Genomic DNA, 16,000 nt, shown 5'->3' with positions numbered 1-16,000 from the left:
ATCAAGGCTCCTCACAAGAAGGCGTGACGGTTGGTGAGCAGGTGCGCCGAGTCAGACCGGCCGGCACAACGGCAGCGCGGCAGCGGTGAACGCCTGCGCCTGCTGACCGACGAGCCGCCTGGTCTCGCAGGACGCTTGGATCGCCGCCTGCTCGACCGCCGCCACCGCCGCGTCGAGCTCGTCCACGGTCGGCGCGGACACGGAGACGAGGCCGGAGACGCGCAGGACGCCGTGCCCGGCAGTCAGGTCCGCCTCCTGCTGGAGCACGTCGTCCAGCTCGGCGCTGCTGGCCGCGTCGTCGATCTGCCCTATCTTGCGCCGCTGGGCGGCATCGGAGATGAGCTCGGTCTTCTTCTTCCGCAGGTCCCGCGCTGCTTGGTCGGCGCGAACCGGGGTGTAGTGCAGGGCGAGGGTGCGCAGGATGCCGTTGGACAGCACGAGCGGGGCAAGGAAGCCGGGATACACCTGCGAGCGAGGCCACTCGGTGATCCACAGCACCGCATGGTGCGCGGAGTCCGACCGCAGCCGGTCCCAGGTCTCCGTGACCGCGACCGGGCCGGCCGTCGCCAGGTCACGGCCGAGGTCCCCGTGCCGCTCCAGCGCGGGCGCGGCGGCGGGGTCGTAGGCCGAGCGCAGGACGACGGCGACCTCGCCGGGCGCCAGCCATCCGGTCGACGTGAGCTCCGCCGCGCGCAACGCCGTCGTCAGCGTGCTCATCTCCTGCCGCAGCACCGCGGCCGCACCCCGTATCCCGCCACCGCTGGTCCTGATCTGCCGGGCGGCGGCCTTCATGTCGAGCGCGAGCGAGATGGTCGTCGCGTGGCGTTCTCCGGCGGGGCCGGCGCGGTCGATGAGCTCGGCGTAGGTGGTCGCGGCCCAGGAGCCGTCGTCGGTGCCGTGCGTGCGCCACCACTCCGCCAGGCCCGTCCCGGAATCCGGCAGGGTCCGCTCGGACACCTGGATGCGGGCGATCCGTCCGGAACGGCACGCGGCGGCCAGCACGCGGCCCCAGCCGGAGACCCGGCGCTGCTGCTCACCCGGATCGAGCAAGACGAACGCGGGGTGGGAGACGCCTAGGATCGCGGTGAGGGTCTGTGCGTGCGGGTCGTGGATCATCGCAGCCCCGGTCTCGGGGTCCTCCCACTCCCGCAGCGGCGCCGCATCGCCCGGTAGGGAGAGCGTCCCGGCGGGGCGGGGCTTGATGACGCGGCGCCGGTAGACGAGCTGCCCGAGATAGGTCCGGGCGGCCCAGCGGGCGAGGACCGGCACCCACTCGATCACCTTCCGGCCCCCGGCAGGGATCACCGCGAGCAGGGCGCAGGTGCCCCAGACGGGTGCGGTCCAAGCGAAGCCCATCCCGCCGGCGGCGTAGAGGGAGAAGACGACCGTGAGCACCGCGACGCCCAGGACGATGAGCTGCGGCAGGGACAGGCCGAGCATGATGCCGCGCCTGGCGAGCCGGGAGAACTGCACCGGTGCCAGCGGGTAGTCGCTAGTCGAGTTCGTGACCATCAGGTGTTACTCCTTCCCGGCCGGTGCGGACGATGGCGGAGGCGGCGGGTCCTGCCGGCGCCGAGGCGCGGGCGAGGACTCTGCAGGCCCGGGAGAGGGCGGCGTTGACGGTGCGGGACGCGGCGGGGTGCCCTGCGACGGCGGCGGGGATGCCTGCTCGGCCGCCGCGCCGGCCTGGCTGTCCGCCGCGCCGCCCACGGCTTTGCCTGCCTTCGGGCCGGCGGCCGCTGCGGCCTTGACCACGGCGGCTCCGATGACCACCGCGGCACCGACGGGCCCCGCGGCCGCACCGGGACCAGCCGCGCCAGCGCCGGCAGCTCCAGCCCCTGCTCCGGCACCGGATGTAGCGGCGCCGGTACCCGCCGTGCCCGCTCCCGCGCTGGCAGGGGCCGCAGCCGACGCACCGGGAGGAGGCGGGGGCGGTGTCGAGCCTCCGCCTGCGCCGCCTCCACCGCTTGGCGGGTTGCTGCCCGTGTCGGTGCCGCCGTCGAGGACCTTCTTGGCTGTGTCGGCCTGCGGGGCAGATGGCACCGGCACGGGCCGGTTCAGCGCGGACTTCGCCTCTTGCTCGGACGACATCGCGTGGTACATGTCGAAGCCGACGAACGACAGGAACTTGTAGGTGATGTAGGGCGCGAACGCGGCGATGAACATCAGCACGACGCCGGCGATGGGGTCGGAGATGGAGGCCAGGTCGGCCTCGATCGGGGCCGAGACCTGCCCGATCGCGACGAGGAAGATCACGACGAGGACGAGCTTGGAGAAGATCAGGGCGATCACGAAGGCCGCCCACTTGGCGAACCAGCCCTTGGTCGCGTCCCACGTGGCCCCGGCCAGGGCGACCGGGCCGAATACGATCGCCACGAGCAGCAGCGCCTTGCGGATCAGCAGGGAGAACCACACGATCGCCGCCGCCGATATGGCCAGGCCGGCGAGGAAGATCGTGAGGATCGCCCCGACGCCAGGGCCGCCGATGTTGATGGCGCCGAGGGCGACGGCGAGGAGCCCGATCTGGGTCCCCATCCCTTCCATCGTGTTGCCGGTAGCCTGCACGATCCCGACCGCGAGCTGATCGGTCACCTCCAACAGCAGCGCCGTCAGCGTGATCACCAAGAAGCTGCCGAGGACGGACTTCGCCAGGCCGAGCGCCGCACGGCTGAGCGCGGTGGGGTCGCGGTGGACCAGGCCGGTGATGAGCTGGAGGCAGAAGAAGATCAGCATCACGAACACGGCGACACCGAAAAGGACGTTGTAGACGCCGACGTACTCGGCGCTCGTGACGTCGACGAGGGTCGTGGTGTCGAACACCCACCAGACGGCCTCGAACAGCCATGCGGCGGCCCCGGCCATCGCTTGCGCGAGCCAGTCGAACGGAGCCGCGATCAGGGAGGCGGTGCCTTCGCCGACGGCGTCGCAGACGGAGGAGATGACCGGGACGTCGCAGACGCTCACCGCGCCCACCCCCGCCGTCGGAGGTCATGTCGGGTCGTCATTAGACGGCCTGCCCGACGCCCCAGAAGAAGTTCACCAGCGTGACCGCGGCGCCGCAGATGATCGCCGCCCCGCAGGAGACGAGGACGCCGACCTTGCCGCGGCTGGCGAGGTGGGGGTTGCTGCTGTTCGATCCGAGACCCCAGACGATCGCGGAGACGATGAGCGCGAGGACGGAGAGGATCAGGCCCACCGTCATGACGGCGCCGACGATGATGCGCAGCTGCTCGATGCCCGGAAGGCCCGAGCTGTTGGGGTCGATGTCGATCACAGTTGTGCTCCCTTGACTGGTCGAGACGGGGTTCTCGACGGTCAGGTGCACACCCGCTCCCAGCGCAGGCGGGGGCGGTCAGAGCCGGGTGCCGACGTCCAGGAGGAAGTTGAGCCAGGCAACGCCGGCGCCGGATAGCGCGGCGGCGCCGACCGCGACGAGCAGGCCGGTGCGCGCCTTGGTGGCGGCCTGGTAGTTGCCGCTGGCGGACGCGATCGCCCAGATGATGGCGCAGACGATGAGCATGAGCACCGCGGTGACGAGCACGAACATCAGCAGCGCGCCGACGATGGACCGAAGGTCTGCGGCGCCGCCCACGCCGCCGAAGTCGGGGAACACGTCCATCACGCACCCCCGGCGGTGCAGAGGGCGGGGGCGGCTTCGCCGCCCGCAATCCCTTCGGCACCGTGTTCGGTGAGCCAGGCGTCGGAGTCCACCGGGTCCGCTCCTGCGCCGCCGGGGTGGACTTGTAGGTGGAGGTGCGGGCCGGTCGAGTGCCCGGAGGAGCCGACGTCTCCGATGTGCTGCCCGGCGGTCACGGTGTCGCCTTCGGCGACGTGGATGCCGTGCTGCCACATGTGCACATACATCGACGCGACCCGCTCACCGCCGACGGTGTGCTCGATGACGATGACCCCGCCACCTGCGTCGGTGTAGTTCGCGCGCACCACGACGCCGTCGGCGACGGCATAGATCGGGGTTCCATCGGGGGCAGCGAAGTCCGAGCCGGCGTGGAAGCGACGTTCCCCGGTGATCGGGTCATTGCGCCACCCGAACGGACTCGTCCGCACCCAGGTTCCCTCGGGAAGCGGGAGCACGATCCTGGTCGTCTCGGGCACGACCGGTGTCTCATCCCCGCCGCCGTTGCCGGAGGGCGCGGGTCGGGTGAGGGCGTCGAGGATCGCCTGCGCCACCGGCTGGTAGTTCTGATACCTGTCCGGGTAGGCGCTGACCTCGACGGCCTGCGCGGCCTCTCCGGGGTCGAGCTGCTGCCAGCCCGGGATGTCGAGCAGCCCCCGCGGGGATGGGTAGTTCGGGCCGGACTCGCCGCCGTAGAACGCCCTGGCCTGGTAGGTCGAGTCCATGAGCTCGGCGACGGTGCCCCAGCCGCTGGCGGGCCGCATCTGGAACAGGCCGAGCGAGTCATGATCCGACCCGTTGCCGTCGTGCGGGTAGTCCGCGGACTCGGGGTAGGCGCTGGTGTTGGCAAGCATCCGCAGGGTGGATTCGGTGAGGGCGGCCATGAGTGCGATGAGCACCCCGTCGCGTCCGACGCCGGTGGTCTGCCTGCCGACCGTGATGATCGTCGCCGCGTGCGTGAGCTGTTGCCGGTCCAGCGTGACCGTCTCCCCGTTGCGGGTGGTGGCGGTCAGCGAGTCCGGGATCGGGCCGACCGCGAGTGAGCCGGGCGTGCAGACGGCGGCGGTCGCGGAGGTGCCGCCGAGGGCGGCGACGCCCAGCAGGGCCGTGGAGGGCCCGATGAGCAGCAGGGTGAGGGCGAGGACGGCGAGCTTCTTCATCGCGACGCTCCCGGCTCAGTGCAGCGGGGTGTCGAGCTCGGACAGCCGCAGCACCTCGCACGAACCTGATGCCGCGCCGTGGCCGGGCGTGGGCGGGGTGCAGACGAGGAACACGGTGAACGCGACCGGGCGGGACGCCTCTACCGGCGTCGTGCCCCAGGTGCCGTCGCGGTGCCGGGTGCCCTCGAAGGTGTAGGCGATTGCCCCGGCCGGGATCTGGCCGGGGGCGGCTTGATCGACGGCGGTCTCCCACGCCTCCGGGATGAACACCTCGTCGATGGTGAGCCACTGGCGCGTCGCGTACTGGCGCAGCTGCGCCCACGCCTCCGTCGTCGGGAGGTAGGCGCGTACGTCGCCCACGAACGCATCCGCCTCGGAACCGTGGGCGGCATCCGCGAGCACCTGCGCATAGTCCGAAGGCGTGTGCCCGGTCGTGGTGTCCCAGGTGAACAGCGCGGTCGCGACCGCGCGGGCGAACGCTTCCGGGCCGAGCCTTTGCGGCAGCGGCTCCAGCTCACCGCCCGGCATCGGGCCGGGCGTCACTGGCATCGTGGTGGAGGGTCGTTCGCTCGGTGCCGGGTCGGCCGGGGCGGCGGGGCCGCGGACGAGTCCGTAGATGCCGATGCCGACGAGGATCAGCAGGGCGAGGCCTGCGGCAGTGGCGGCGATCAGCAGGCGACGACGGCGACGGTCATCGGGGGCGGCGGGGTCCATGAACAGGGGTCCTTCCCGGACGGCAACAAGGGGATGCGTGGCTGCCAGGAAGGTGCGCGCCACCGCCCTGTTCAGGCGGTCTGCTCGGGTCGGCCCTCCCGGGCGACGCGCGCGGCATCGGCGAACGCGACGGTGCCGGCGATCGTCTCCTCGAACCGTGCCCATTGCTCGGTGGTGAGTGCCGGGCCGACCTCGGTGGGGTCGTAGTGCTTCCACCACGAGGCCATGTCGTCCCACGTCGCGGTGAACACGGTCAGAGGGAACGGCACCGGGAGGCCCGGCTCCACCGCCGTCAGTGCGGGCCGCTTCGCCTTCCTGCCGGTCTTGGCTGCCTTGACGCGGGCGAGCGCGGACTGCGCCAACTGCTCCAGCTCTGCGGCCTTCGCCTCCCGCTCCGCGGCCCGCACCGCATCCGCTTCGGTATGGGCCCGCTCGCGCAGCCCGGCGGGCTGTGCCAGGTCGGCGGCGAGCTGGTCGAGCTCCGCCAGCGACAGCTCCGCGTTCACGCGCAGATGCGACGGATAGACGCTGCCGCCGGTCTTGATCCGCTCGATCTCCTGCGCGGCGCGCGCCCGCACCGCCTCGGGCTGGGACTCGTCCGCGGCGAGGTCTTCCAGCCGGCCGATGCGCTCCAACGTCGTGTATGAGGCGCGGCCAGTGACCATCCGAGCGGCCTGCGCGCGGGTCTTGCCCTGCTCGATCTGCGGTGGTGCCAAATTGGCACCACCGTCTTCTGCATCTTCGGCGGACGTTTGGAACCTGGTGGCCTCCTGTCGGCGGGCGGCGTCCTCGGCCAGCAGGGCCTTCAGCTCGCGGTAGAGGGCGGCAGCTTCGAGCTGGGTGAGGGGCTTGTGGAGCTGGTTGTCGTCCTGCTCCGCCAGGAGCTGCCCGAGCCGGTCGGAGACCCCGGACCGCACCCACACGTTGACGGTCTTGATGCCGAGCAGCTTGATCGCCGCGAGCCGGCGGGCTCCGCAGATCAGGTGCCCGTCGAGGGTGACCGTGATCGGCTGCAGCAGCCCGTGGCGACGGATCGACTCGACCAATGGGGTCAGGTCGCCGTGGTCGTGCCGGTGCCGCGCGCCGACGATGATCGAATCGACCGCGCGCTCCAGCTCGATGCGTCCTTCCAGTGGCGTGCTCATGACCCGCCGCTCCCGGCACCGAATCTGGGTGCGGCGAGTCCGGCGGTGATCACGAGGTTGTCGTCTGTGAGGAGTGCTCGCAGCGGCTGGCCGATTAGCAGGCGGCGGAGCATTCCGCGGCCGGCGTTCGTGTGCGTGAGGGCCGGGTCGGGAACGCCGAGCACGACCCGCAGCAGCGCCGTCCAGGAGGCGCTGGGGAGGTCGAGGAGGGCGCGGGCCTGCCGGTCACGGCGCAGCACCTCGAACGCCGACGCCCGCGACACCGACTCCGCGAGCCGCGTAGTGATGTACTCGACCGCAGCCCGCGCCGTCGCAGGCTCCCACCCGACCCAGCTCAGGAACGCGATGGTGTCCTCGATCGCGGCGGTCACATTCACTGCCCGCTCCGGCACCGCATCGCCATCGGCATCCGGCTCCCCGTCGGTGAAGGGATCGAACCGGAACGCGGGGTGGTAGTCGGGCAGCGGGTTCTCCCGATCGCTGAACCGCTCCGCGTCATGGAACACCGAGTAGCGGGGCCGGCGGGCCTGGTGGACGGAGCACAGCAGCCCGTTGCCGCGCTCCTCCGCGGTGCATGTCACCTGCACCGCCCGCGTGATCACCGCCCACGGGTCCTCCGCCCGGCGGGTCGCGGCACCGCGCATCGCCTCGAATGCCGCAGACGCCGCCTCCCACGGGTCCAGCCCGTGCTTGCGGGCCAGCGCCGCGTACTTTCTCGCCGCATGTTCCATGAGCGCAGCGGCCTCCGGGTCATGGCGCCACGCTCCGCGCCCCGCCTCGTGGAGGCGGGTGAGCAGGGCGCGCAGCGCCTCCGAGTCCTCGAATCGTGCCCGCCGGTCGCGGGCCGTGGCAGTCTCCATGACGGCACCTCCTGACAGGCAGGTGCGCACACGGCCCCCAGTGGCCTGGCTTCGCGCCGTCGCGCCGGGGGCGAACATGGTTACCCGAGCCCGATCCCGGAGCGCGACACCCAGGAGTAGTGCTCCCCGGACCTGCGGCCGAACGCCGTCACGGGCGGCAGCCTCCGGGCACGCTCGCTCACGAACCGGACACCCGTGCGCGCCCCGGTGTGCGTCGCGCGGAACGCCTGGCCGGGAACCCGGCGGGAGCGGCGGGCGAGCTCAGCCTGGAAGTTGATACCCCGTCCCGCGATCCGGGCAGAGCGGGACGCCATCAGGTCGGTCGGACGCACCCACTCCACGCCCGGCCGTCGCTTATTCGCCGCCTCCGTGGCGCCTTGGGTCAGCGACGGGTCGCGGTGCCGGGCGAGTGCCGAGGTACCCCCTTCCCGCGGCGTCTCGTCGCGCTCCCGCCGGTCCGGCTCGCGCTCGACCTGCTCGTGGAGAGCGGTCGTGTGCTGGTCGTCGTTCATGGCGTCTCCTTCTCCTCAGCCGTCGTCAGTGCGGGCGGGCCGAACCAGCGGCCCACGGTGGATGGGTGCACGCCCAGATGGCGGGCGATGGCCTTGTTCGACCAGCCCTGCTCCCGCAGGCGCGCCGCGAGCTCCCGGCCTACCTGGCGCACAGGCATGACTGCCGGCGGCGCCGGTGCAGCATCAGGCATGTCCTCATCAGGCGCAGACTCCTCGGCGGGCTCGATACTCACGGGAAGGGGGCGAGTGAGGATCACGGTGAGGTGCGTGATCGCCAGCAGCACCAGCGGCGGCACCGCCGCCACACACGCGGCGAGCACGCCCGGCACGTCGGCGTCGGCCGCGACGACGGCGTGGATGGCGTTCGCCGTCACCGACACCAGTGCACCGGCCGCGAGCAGCAGCCACGGGTACCAAGCCGACCGCTGGCCCGCGAGGGCGACGACAGCGACCGTCGCGACGACGATGATCCCGTCGACGATGAGCGGCCAGGCCCACGCCTGCCCGGCATCCACGCCCGAGCGGCGAGCGAGGTCTGCGAGGGCGGTGAACGAGAGCCAGAACGCGCCGGCCGCGATGAACACCGTCCCGGCCACGGCCGTCACGACCGCGACCCGCCCGCCCCGCGGCCGTACGGTCGTTGGCGGATTCATGAGAGCACCTGCCCGGTGAGCTTCGTCGGCTGGCGCGGGGCATCGCCCTGTCCGACGACGGATGCGGGCTGGACGTGCGTGGCGCGGTATGCAGAGCGGATCGTGGTCTCGATCTCCCGTTGCGGGAGGCCGACCTGTTCACCGGCCGGGGCGAGTGCGTCGACCATCTCGGGCAGTGACAGGCCCGCCTCCGCGAGACGGCACGATGCCCAGAACAGGCCGCGGTTGCGCTCGCCTTCGGCGCGCATTCCGACCCATGCGGCCAGCCGCGCCGCATCCTCCGAGCGGATCGGGCCGCGCACCTGGTGCGGGGCAGGCTCCGGGCGCGGGTCGAGGAAGTCCCGCAGCCGAGCCGCACCGACCGGGGCGGGCACACGGTCGGCACCGGCGACGAACTCGTAGGAACCGGAGCCTGTCACGGCCGAGGGCGGGACGATGATGTAGCCGCCGTCGCCGCGGAAGTCCACATGCGCCTTCGCCGCCTGCCACGACCGCTGCGGCCGGTCCGGGTCGGCCGGGAAATAGAAGTGCGCCCCGCCCGACGCCGACCTGACCACGGCCAGCCAGCCCGGCACCAGTCCGGCACGGCGGGAGCGCTCGAACGCGGCGAACCCGTCGCCGCCGGGCTTGCGGTCCACATCGACGACCTCGACCCCGGAGGCGGCGCCGGTCGGGATGCCGATGTTCGCGGACGGCCAGCGCCGCCACCACGCCGCCACCTGGCGGGTCTCGGTGGTTGCCGTGTGGAACCCGCCGGGCTGCGCCTGCGGGTTCTCCTCGTCGGGCTTCAACAGCGGGTTCTTCGCGCCCGGGACGCACGGGAACACCGGCACCCCAGCAGCCGCGAGCCGTGCGGCGGCCTGCGGCAATGGAAGGCCTGACACCGAGGCGAGGACGCTGGCGACGCTCATGACAGGCTCCTCACCGCCACGTCCGCAGGACGTGACGAACGCGCCGACTCGACCGGCACCGACTGGGGTGCGATCCGCTCTGAGCCAGCCACACGCGAAGTCGCTGCCGGCTCACGGGACAGGCCGGGCGGGTCGCCGGTGCCGACCTGGACGGTGGGCAGCGCGTCGAGAATCGTCACCGCGACCTTGCGGACGCGCTCGCCGGTGGCCTGCACGACCTCGACCGGGTCCTTGTCCTTCACCGTGCCCGCCCAGCCTGAGACATACGGGATCGTGTAGGCGGTGGTGTCCATGCCATGCGCGGCGCCGATCATGAGCGCCACGGACTCGGCCTCGACCTCGCCGATGCCGCGATGCCCGGTCGCATCGGGATTGTCGGGGCCGTGCAGCATCACATGCGCGAGCTCGTGCGCGAGGGTCTTCACCTGCGCGGCCTCGTCCATGTTCGTCCGCACCGCGACCGTGCGCGCCTGGAAGTCGGTCAGGCCGTTCGCGCCGTGGATCATCCCCTCGTGCTCGACCCGCAGCACCGAGAAGCCCTCAGCCACCGCCAGCGCCGAAAGCCCGTTCCACAAGCCGTCCGGCGCCTGGCCTTCCAGTAGCGCCGGCGCCGGGCGTTCAGGGATCGGCGGGCCGTCGGTCATCGAGACATCCCAGACACGCACCGGGATCGCTCGGACCATCTTCGACCGGACCGTTTCGCCGGGTCTCGGCTTCTCATACTTGTCCAGCCGGCGCCATGATTCGGGGTTCTGCGGTGTCGAGGACGCGAACCGCGCCATCAGCGGGGCGAAGATCTGCATCGACCCGCCTGCGAGCGGCGAGCGACCCAGCGCCTTCCATTGTTTGTAACCGGCCACGAAGGTCGGCTCTGGCGCGCTTGTGCGACCTGCCTCGTAGAGATCGAGATGTTGAGCCCAGATCAGCAGCGTGTTGTTGAACGACTTCGCCCGGAACCGGGCCGCGAACTCCAGCGCATGCTTCCAGTCCTCACCCGAGACGAGCTGATCGACTGCAGCCGTTAGCCGCTCATGGAGCTGTTGGAGCCGCGCATCCTGCGCCGCTCGCGCCTCCTCGTCCGTCGCCATCAATGACCTCCTCCCGGCGAGGCCAACGGCACAAGCCGTTGACCCTTGCGACCATGAGGTGCGCCGGGCGGATCAGGAAGAAGAGACGGACAACGGACTGGGCCTGTGGCCGTCAGGCTCCGCGATGAACCCGACGTATTTGACGTGTTCTACACGGCAGTCCAAGACCTGTCGACGTCGCCGGTGAAACGTGGGACACGCGTCGAGTGGAGCGGTTCATACGACGAGTCCGCAGAGGTTACCGGCTGGTGTCGTTGGCAGCGATAGCGTGGCTTTGTCGATCTTCAGGAACCGTGTGTGGTGTGCGTCGGTACTGTGTCGGCGTGATGCCGTAGCGACGATGAAACCAGTGGGATGCTACGCGCGGGTCACTCCACCCGACTTCGCTCGCGGCACGCATCACGGAAATATCGGTTTCTTCAATGAGCCGCGCGAATTCAGTGAGCCGGAGTTCAGTGAGTAGACGCATCGGGGCGGCGCCGGCGTGCTGTACGCACATGCGGGTGAGGTGGGTCCGTGAGAGGGAGAGCTCTCGTGAGAGCGCTCCAACGGTCCACGGCTCTGCGATGCGCCCGCGAAGCAACCGGATTGCCTGACCGACGTAGCCAATAGATCCGGAGTCGGTCAGTCGTCCATTGATAGGTGTCCACGGCGCCGTGGTGGTCTCCGACGCTTCATCCAGAAAGTACGGCAGTATCAACCTCATCCATCGCGCGAGAAGCTCGAGAGTGTGAGTCGCGACGACTTCGGGCGAGTGGGTCCCGCTGCGCAGGATGCTCATCTGTCGCCATATCGGCTCGACCTGCCGCAGCACAGCGATACCTGGTGCAAGGACGATCGCGCGGCCGTCCCACTCGAGGGGATGTAGTCCTGCGATTACTCGTTCTGCGTCGGGGAGGAACCATGCCATCTGGGTGCGCCAGAACTGCTCGTCGGCATAGATGGCCCAGATTCGCACAGAGGGGGATGGCCGCACCCGGCACCATTTGCCGGTGCCAAGGGCAAGAGACATGCCAGGACGCAGGACATGCCTGCTCTCAGCAGTATCGAGGGCGCAAGAGCCCTCGACGACGTTGAGTATCTTCGCGTGCCGGAATACGGTACGGCTTGACGGGACCGTACGCACCATCTCTATGGCCGCGATATCGCCTGGCGCTTGAACCGCTGCGTAGGGGCGCGTGAACCTTATCGGTTGACTGGGCGGCAAGTCGTGCGCGGCCTCGAACGCGTCCTCTGGCGTAGCGGCCACGCTGCGCACGGCGCACCGTCAGCTCAGCTTGCCTTCCGAGTCGCGTGGTCGCACGCGGTGTTCGCTGAGGATCGAGATCCGATTGAACATGTTGATAGCCGCAGCGACCCACTCCGCGGCCGCGAACTCCGCCTCGGAGAGAGTGCTTCGGGCCTGCGCGAGCTCGACATTCACGGCGGCGTCGAGCGGGAGCCGGGTGGCTGCTTCAGCGATCGCGAGCAAGGCGCGCTCTCGATCGCTGAACAGGGGCGACTCGCGCCAGGCGGGCAAGATGTCGAGTAGTTGCTGATTGAGGCCTGCGCGCCTTGCCTGCCGCGAATGCAGATCGAGACAGAAGACGCATCCGTTCAACTGCGACGCCCGAACCTTGATCAACTCGCTCTCGGCGGGAGTGAGTCCGCGTTGCGATGCGGCCTCAGACGCAGCGGTCGCGAACGCAGACGCGGCTTCCCATGCTTCTGGGACGGCCTTGTCCATGTAGGGGCGTGGTCCATGCAAGGTGGACATCAGCGATCATCCTTGGCCGAGCCGCCATCGGAGTCGAGGCCCTTCCCGACCTCGTCCATGTCGAGTCCTCTGACGTTCTCTACCACTTCGGCCAGGGCAGTGGGCGGTAGGGCACCGGCCTGGCTGAAGACGAGCAACCCCTGGCGGAAGGCGAGCAGAGTGGGAATCGCGGTGATTTGGGCCGCCGCGGTGATGCGCTGCTCCGACTCCGTGTCGAGCTTCGCGTGGACGATGTCCGGATTGTCTTGCGACGACTTCTCGAAGACCGGCGCAAACTGATGGCATGGTGCGCACCAGTCCGCCCAGAAGTCGACGAGGACAATGTCGTTCTGATTGATCGTGACCTCGAAGTTGTCCTCGGTCAGTTCGACGGTTGCCATGTGGATTCTCCTCTTGTGCGTATGACGATCAGTGGTGGTGTCCGTGGGGGTTGCCAGGGAATCGCGTGTCGACGACGTCCGCATACTCCGGATGAGCGCGGATGTACGCGGCGGCGAAGAGGCACGAGACCGTCGCGGTCTTCTTGTCCTCGCGGAGACTGTCGAGGACGCCTCCAAGGAGTCGCGCCGCGACTCCCTTTCCGCGGAACTCGGGGAACACGGACGTCGCGAGCAGAAGCACCCGGTCGCCGGTTCTGCTGTAGAGCAGGCCGGCGGCGAGCTTGCCGTTCACGGTCGCTTCGTACAGCTCGGACTCGACGTTCTCAGTGATGACGAAGTCTTCGGCTGCGTCCGAGGATGCAGCCGGGAGGTCAGTGTCGGCGTCGGTCGCGGTCAAGCCGATCATTCCGTCGGGATGTTTCATGTCTCTCCTATCGCGAGATCTCGGTCAGCGGCCCGGTAGTACCCAGTCGGGTCGGATGAAATGGCACGAGTAGCCATTGGGATGCTTCTGCAGGTAGTCCTGGTGTTCGGGTTCGGCCTCCCAGAACGGGCCGGCTTCGCCCACCTCTGTCACGACTTTTCCTGGCCAGCGGCCGGAAGCGTTGATCGCTTCGATCACGTGGAAGGCGACCTTCCTCTGTCCCTCGGTCGTCGTGAAGATCGCTGATCGGTAACTGCGCCCGATGTCGTTTCCCTGACGGTTCCGAGTGGTGGGATCGTGAATCTGAAAGAAGAACTCCAGCAGTGTCTGGAATCGGATGATCGAGGGGTCATAGATCACTTCGAGGGCTTCTGCGTGATCCCCGTGATCCCGGTAGGTCGCGTTGGGGGTGTCGTCGTCGCCGGAGTATCCGACGCGGGTGCTCACGACGCCCGGGAGTGAGCGGAAGAGCTCCTGGGCTCCCCAGAAGCAGCCGCTGGCGAGGATCACTCTCGAGGTCGGCATCGTCTTCTCTCTCTTCACGGCGGGCAGGACGCCCCTTCGGGTCACGATACGGAGCCGGGTGCTGTCCAGGTGGCCTGGCTGTGCAGCGTAATGTCCGCGACCTGCCGCGTTCGAAAGCGGGGCGGGCGGTTGCAGGGAGAAGACAGCTCTCTGCAGGGGCAGGCCACACGGGGCAGAGAAGCGGATCTACCGTCGGGAGGAGGCGTCGGAACTCCGGCAAGCCAGCGAACCGTGCCCTACGGTGAGGAGAGATCGTGATATCAGAGCAGATCGATTTCGAGAATGTGCGCTTTGATCCGGATCTCTCTGACTTCCATGAGCTTGCGAAGCAGATGGCTGCGGGGTTCGGGTACACGGCAAAGTTGTCGATCGGTGATCGCCTCGCTGCCCTTCTCCGATTGCGGGTTGCTCAGATCAATCCGTGCTCGTACTGCCTGATCCTGCACACGCGTATCGCCGTGGAGGTAGGCATCGGCGCGGCGATGGTCGCGCACCTGGCGAGCTGGCGGCAGAGCACGATGTTCTCCGGTTCCGAAGCACTCGCACTGGCGTACTGCGAAGCGCTGACACGTTACGAGCACGAGCACTTCGATGAGATGCATCAAGGACTGACGGTGGTCTTCGATGAGCGTGAGATCGCGGAGATCGCAGCCGTCGTCATCAACATGAACGTGTGGACGAGGCTGAAGCTCGCGCAGGGCGCCGTACCGGTGATGTCACCCGGTGACGAAGAGCCTGCACGTGACGCCGATAGACCAGGCGCCCGGGGAAAGAAAGGGAACCCATCATGACTGATGGATCGATCAGCGGGCAGGACATCGAGTTCGATCTGCTTCCGCCGGATGAGAGCCTCGACTCGGATCTTCTCGGCGAAGACTCCGATGACGACGGCCCGGGATACTCTCCACCGGAGCGGCGGTCATCCGAACTGTCGTGGGGATTCACCGCACGCGAAGCACGTACTCGAGAACCGCTGGCGGCTCGCTTGGCGCGTGAGGTGCCGGAGCACGAACCCGAAGAGCCGATGGGCGACGGGATCGGCGACATCATCGGCACGGACGGCGAGATCCTTGACGACCAGGTCGGATCGGTACGCGCTGGACGGCTGATCTGGACCGAACCCGGCAACCCAGACCCATCCTCCGACTTCTGGGCCTCCGACATCGGCATCGACAACGGCGCCGCCTCCGCCGAGGAGGCAGCTATCCATGTCGTCATCGACGAGGGCGACTATGACCGGCAATAGTCTGGAATCAGACCGGGGAAGCCCGGGAGAACGGCGGAGGCTGTAATGATGCAGCAGACATGGGACTCGCGCAGCGTCGATCAACGTGACCGCGTGGAGACGATCCGTACGATGCTCTGCGAGAACCTCGTTCAGACAGACCTGACTCTCGACCCGCAGGGCCGCGAGGCGCATGTGAACGTGTCCTACCAAGACATCGGGCAGCTGAGAGCGTTGTCCGTCAAGACGGTGCCCTCGCTGGCTGCCCTCGCTATGCGTCCCCAGCGGATGATCATGTCGGACGACGACGAGTCATTGTTCGTGGTCTTCCAGCGCGGCAACCGGTCGATGCTGCGCCGTGGCGATGACCAGACCGTGATGACCCCGGGCAGCATCGTCGTTTACCCGAGCACGAGCCCCTACGTCCACGCCTTCGACGAAGGAGTCATCGGGGACTTCTTCCGACTGCCGTTGGGTGTGGTGGGGTTGACGGCGGATCAGGTCGCTGAGGTCTCGGGTGTCGACCTGCAGGAGCGGACCTCGCTGGCGGCGCTGCTGCGGTCCGTGCTCGGGGGCGTGATGGACTCCGAACTCAGCCTTCGCGACGAGGTCGACGTGTTCGCGCCCGTCGCCGACCTGCTGAAAGTCACCCTGCTCAGCGCCCTCACTCCCGACCGCGCCACGACCCGGTATCCGCTGGCCGAGCAGATCGTCACCTACGTGCTCGACAACCTCACCGACCCCGGCCTCGGAGCCGCCAGGATCGCGAAGGACCTGCACGTGTCCGAGCGTCTGCTCTACGCAGAGATGTCCCGCGCGGACATCAGGCTCGCGCAGCTGATCCAGTCCCAGCGCCTGCGTCGCGTCCGCGACGCCCTGACCGCACCGGCCACCATCGACGTCCCCATCGGCGTCCTCGCCCAACAGCACGGGTTCGTCTCCGCCAGCCACTTCAGCCGCATCTTCCGCGAAGAATTCGGCACCACACCCCGCCAATGGCGCAACAACACCAC

The 16,000-nt window shown here is 69.1% G+C and carries 20 protein-coding genes; 3 read left to right on the top strand and 17 right to left on the bottom strand.

The window, feature by feature from the left end:
- Positions 1-51: 51 nt before the first annotated feature.
- The 17 genes from H629_RS0112610 to msrA form a co-directional block, all read right to left on the bottom strand.
- Complete coding sequence (locus H629_RS0112610; protein ID WP_024357605.1) at positions 52-1,512, bottom strand: SCO6880 family protein; 1,461 nt, start codon at positions 1,510-1,512, stop codon at positions 52-54.
- Between the two features lie 6 nt (positions 1,513-1,518).
- Positions 1,519-2,964 (bottom strand): TrbL/VirB6 family protein, encoded by a 1,446-nt coding sequence (locus H629_RS0112605; protein WP_024357604.1) that lies wholly within the window; start codon positions 2,962-2,964, stop codon positions 1,519-1,521.
- A 40-nt stretch (positions 2,965-3,004) separates the two neighbouring features.
- The gene (locus H629_RS0112600) at positions 3,005-3,274 is read right to left on the bottom strand and encodes a DUF6112 family protein (RefSeq protein WP_020627604.1); all 270 of its coding nucleotides are present in this window, start codon (positions 3,272-3,274) and stop codon (positions 3,005-3,007) included.
- A gap of 78 nt (positions 3,275-3,352) precedes the next feature.
- Positions 3,353-3,619 carry a DUF6112 family protein gene (locus tag H629_RS0112595; RefSeq protein ID WP_024357603.1) on the bottom strand — a complete coding sequence of 89 codons (267 nt, stop codon included), beginning with the start codon at positions 3,617-3,619 and terminating at the stop codon, positions 3,353-3,355.
- A complete protein-coding gene (locus H629_RS0112590) occupies positions 3,619-4,794 on the bottom strand; it encodes a M23 family metallopeptidase (protein ID WP_024357602.1) in 1,176 nt (391 codons plus the stop codon). The genes H629_RS0112595 and H629_RS0112590 overlap by 1 nt, the downstream gene beginning before the upstream one ends.
- Before the next feature lie 15 nt (positions 4,795-4,809).
- Entirely contained in the window at positions 4,810-5,508 is a 699-nt protein-coding gene (locus H629_RS0112585; protein ID WP_024357601.1) for a hypothetical protein, read from the bottom strand.
- 71 nt (positions 5,509-5,579) lie between these two features.
- Positions 5,580-6,653: a ParB N-terminal domain-containing protein gene (locus tag H629_RS0112580; RefSeq protein ID WP_024357600.1), complete on the bottom strand. Its 1,074-nt coding sequence runs from the start codon at positions 6,651-6,653 to the stop codon at positions 5,580-5,582.
- On the bottom strand, positions 6,650-7,513 hold the full coding sequence (locus tag H629_RS0112575) for a serine/threonine-protein kinase (RefSeq protein ID WP_024357599.1): 864 nt from the start codon (positions 7,511-7,513) through the stop codon (positions 6,650-6,652). Before H629_RS0112575 ends, H629_RS0112580 begins: the two co-directional genes overlap by 4 nt.
- Positions 7,514-7,593: 80 nt before the next feature.
- The gene (locus H629_RS0112570) at positions 7,594-8,025 is read right to left on the bottom strand and encodes a hypothetical protein (RefSeq protein ID WP_024357598.1); all 432 of its coding nucleotides are present in this window, start codon (positions 8,023-8,025) and stop codon (positions 7,594-7,596) included.
- On the bottom strand, positions 8,022-8,678 hold the full coding sequence (locus H629_RS0112565) for a DUF2637 domain-containing protein (RefSeq protein ID WP_024357597.1): 657 nt from the start codon (positions 8,676-8,678) through the stop codon (positions 8,022-8,024). The genes H629_RS0112570 and H629_RS0112565 overlap by 4 nt, the downstream gene beginning before the upstream one ends.
- On the bottom strand, positions 8,675-9,589 hold the full coding sequence (locus H629_RS0112560) for a bifunctional DNA primase/polymerase (RefSeq protein WP_024357596.1): 915 nt from the start codon (positions 9,587-9,589) through the stop codon (positions 8,675-8,677). Before H629_RS0112560 ends, H629_RS0112565 begins: the two co-directional genes overlap by 4 nt.
- The gene (locus tag H629_RS0112555; RefSeq protein ID WP_024357595.1) at positions 9,586-10,677 is read right to left on the bottom strand and encodes an ImmA/IrrE family metallo-endopeptidase; all 1,092 of its coding nucleotides are present in this window, start codon (positions 10,675-10,677) and stop codon (positions 9,586-9,588) included. The genes H629_RS0112560 and H629_RS0112555 overlap by 4 nt, the downstream gene beginning before the upstream one ends.
- A gap of 238 nt (positions 10,678-10,915) precedes the next feature.
- Positions 10,916-11,689 carry an AraC family transcriptional regulator gene (locus H629_RS15005; RefSeq protein ID WP_205618715.1) on the bottom strand — a complete coding sequence of 258 codons (774 nt, stop codon included), beginning with the start codon at positions 11,687-11,689 and terminating at the stop codon, positions 10,916-10,918.
- A 255-nt stretch (positions 11,690-11,944) separates the two neighbouring features.
- A complete protein-coding gene (locus tag H629_RS0112550) occupies positions 11,945-12,433 on the bottom strand; it encodes a carboxymuconolactone decarboxylase family protein (RefSeq protein WP_024357594.1) in 489 nt (162 codons plus the stop codon).
- Entirely contained in the window at positions 12,433-12,813 is a 381-nt protein-coding gene (gene trxA, locus H629_RS0112545) for a thioredoxin (RefSeq protein ID WP_024357593.1), read from the bottom strand. The genes H629_RS0112550 and trxA overlap by 1 nt, the downstream gene beginning before the upstream one ends.
- Positions 12,814-12,841: 28 nt before the next feature.
- On the bottom strand, positions 12,842-13,237 hold the full coding sequence (locus H629_RS0112540) for a GNAT family N-acetyltransferase (protein WP_084705419.1): 396 nt from the start codon (positions 13,235-13,237) through the stop codon (positions 12,842-12,844).
- A 24-nt stretch (positions 13,238-13,261) separates the two neighbouring features.
- Positions 13,262-13,762 carry a peptide-methionine (S)-S-oxide reductase MsrA gene (msrA, locus tag H629_RS0112535; protein WP_024357591.1) on the bottom strand — a complete coding sequence of 167 codons (501 nt, stop codon included), beginning with the start codon at positions 13,760-13,762 and terminating at the stop codon, positions 13,262-13,264.
- Between the two features lie 254 nt (positions 13,763-14,016).
- On the opposite strand from msrA, the gene H629_RS0112530 reads away from it, so the two are divergent.
- The 3 genes from H629_RS0112530 to H629_RS0112520 form a co-directional block, all read left to right on the top strand.
- Complete coding sequence (locus H629_RS0112530) at positions 14,017-14,553, top strand: carboxymuconolactone decarboxylase family protein (protein ID WP_240471108.1); 537 nt, start codon at positions 14,017-14,019, stop codon at positions 14,551-14,553.
- Entirely contained in the window at positions 14,550-15,008 is a 459-nt protein-coding gene (locus H629_RS0112525; RefSeq protein ID WP_029746966.1) for a DUF5709 domain-containing protein, read from the top strand. The genes H629_RS0112530 and H629_RS0112525 overlap by 4 nt, the downstream gene beginning before the upstream one ends.
- A 45-nt stretch (positions 15,009-15,053) precedes the next feature.
- Positions 15,054-16,000 (top strand): helix-turn-helix domain-containing protein (locus tag H629_RS0112520; RefSeq protein ID WP_024357588.1); only part of this gene is annotated, 947 nt, incomplete at its 3' end.

The sequence above is a fragment of the Leucobacter chironomi DSM 19883 genome (assembly GCF_000421845.1).
GTDB classification, from domain to species: Bacteria; Actinomycetota; Actinomycetes; order Actinomycetales; family Microbacteriaceae; genus Leucobacter; species Leucobacter chironomi.
This window is presented reverse-complemented; position numbering and strand designations above follow the sequence as displayed.

Excerpts from the sequence above, each read along its gene's own strand:
- H629_RS0112610 (WP_024357605.1), bottom strand. The coding sequence starts at position 1,512 with ATGGTCACGAACTCGACTAGCGACTACCCGCTGGCACCGGTGCAGTTC.
- H629_RS0112595 (WP_024357603.1), bottom strand. The coding sequence starts at position 3,619 with ATGGACGTGTTCCCCGACTTCGGCGGCGTGGGCGGCGCCGCAGACCTT.
- H629_RS0112590 (WP_024357602.1), bottom strand. The coding sequence starts at position 4,794 with ATGAAGAAGCTCGCCGTCCTCGCCCTCACCCTGCTGCTCATCGGGCCC.
- H629_RS0112585 (WP_024357601.1), bottom strand. The coding sequence starts at position 5,508 with ATGGACCCCGCCGCCCCCGATGACCGTCGCCGTCGTCGCCTGCTGATC.
- H629_RS0112580 (WP_024357600.1), bottom strand. The coding sequence starts at position 6,653 with ATGAGCACGCCACTGGAAGGACGCATCGAGCTGGAGCGCGCGGTCGAT.
- H629_RS0112575 (WP_024357599.1), bottom strand. The coding sequence starts at position 7,513 with ATGGAGACTGCCACGGCCCGCGACCGGCGGGCACGATTCGAGGACTCG.
- H629_RS0112570 (WP_024357598.1), bottom strand. The coding sequence starts at position 8,025 with ATGAACGACGACCAGCACACGACCGCTCTCCACGAGCAGGTCGAGCGC.
- H629_RS0112565 (WP_024357597.1), bottom strand. The coding sequence starts at position 8,678 with ATGAATCCGCCAACGACCGTACGGCCGCGGGGCGGGCGGGTCGCGGTC.
- H629_RS0112560 (WP_024357596.1), bottom strand. The coding sequence starts at position 9,589 with ATGAGCGTCGCCAGCGTCCTCGCCTCGGTGTCAGGCCTTCCATTGCCG.
- H629_RS0112555 (WP_024357595.1), bottom strand. The coding sequence starts at position 10,677 with ATGGCGACGGACGAGGAGGCGCGAGCGGCGCAGGATGCGCGGCTCCAA.
- H629_RS15005 (WP_205618715.1), bottom strand. The coding sequence starts at position 11,689 with ATGTCTCTTGCCCTTGGCACCGGCAAATGGTGCCGGGTGCGGCCATCC.
- H629_RS0112550 (WP_024357594.1), bottom strand. The coding sequence starts at position 12,433 with ATGTCCACCTTGCATGGACCACGCCCCTACATGGACAAGGCCGTCCCA.
- trxA (WP_024357593.1), bottom strand. The coding sequence starts at position 12,813 with ATGGCAACCGTCGAACTGACCGAGGACAACTTCGAGGTCACGATCAAT.
- H629_RS0112540 (WP_084705419.1), bottom strand. The coding sequence starts at position 13,237 with ATGAAACATCCCGACGGAATGATCGGCTTGACCGCGACCGACGCCGAC.
- msrA (WP_024357591.1), bottom strand. The coding sequence starts at position 13,762 with ATGCCGACCTCGAGAGTGATCCTCGCCAGCGGCTGCTTCTGGGGAGCC.
- H629_RS0112525 (WP_029746966.1), top strand. The coding sequence starts at position 14,550 with ATGACTGATGGATCGATCAGCGGGCAGGACATCGAGTTCGATCTGCTT.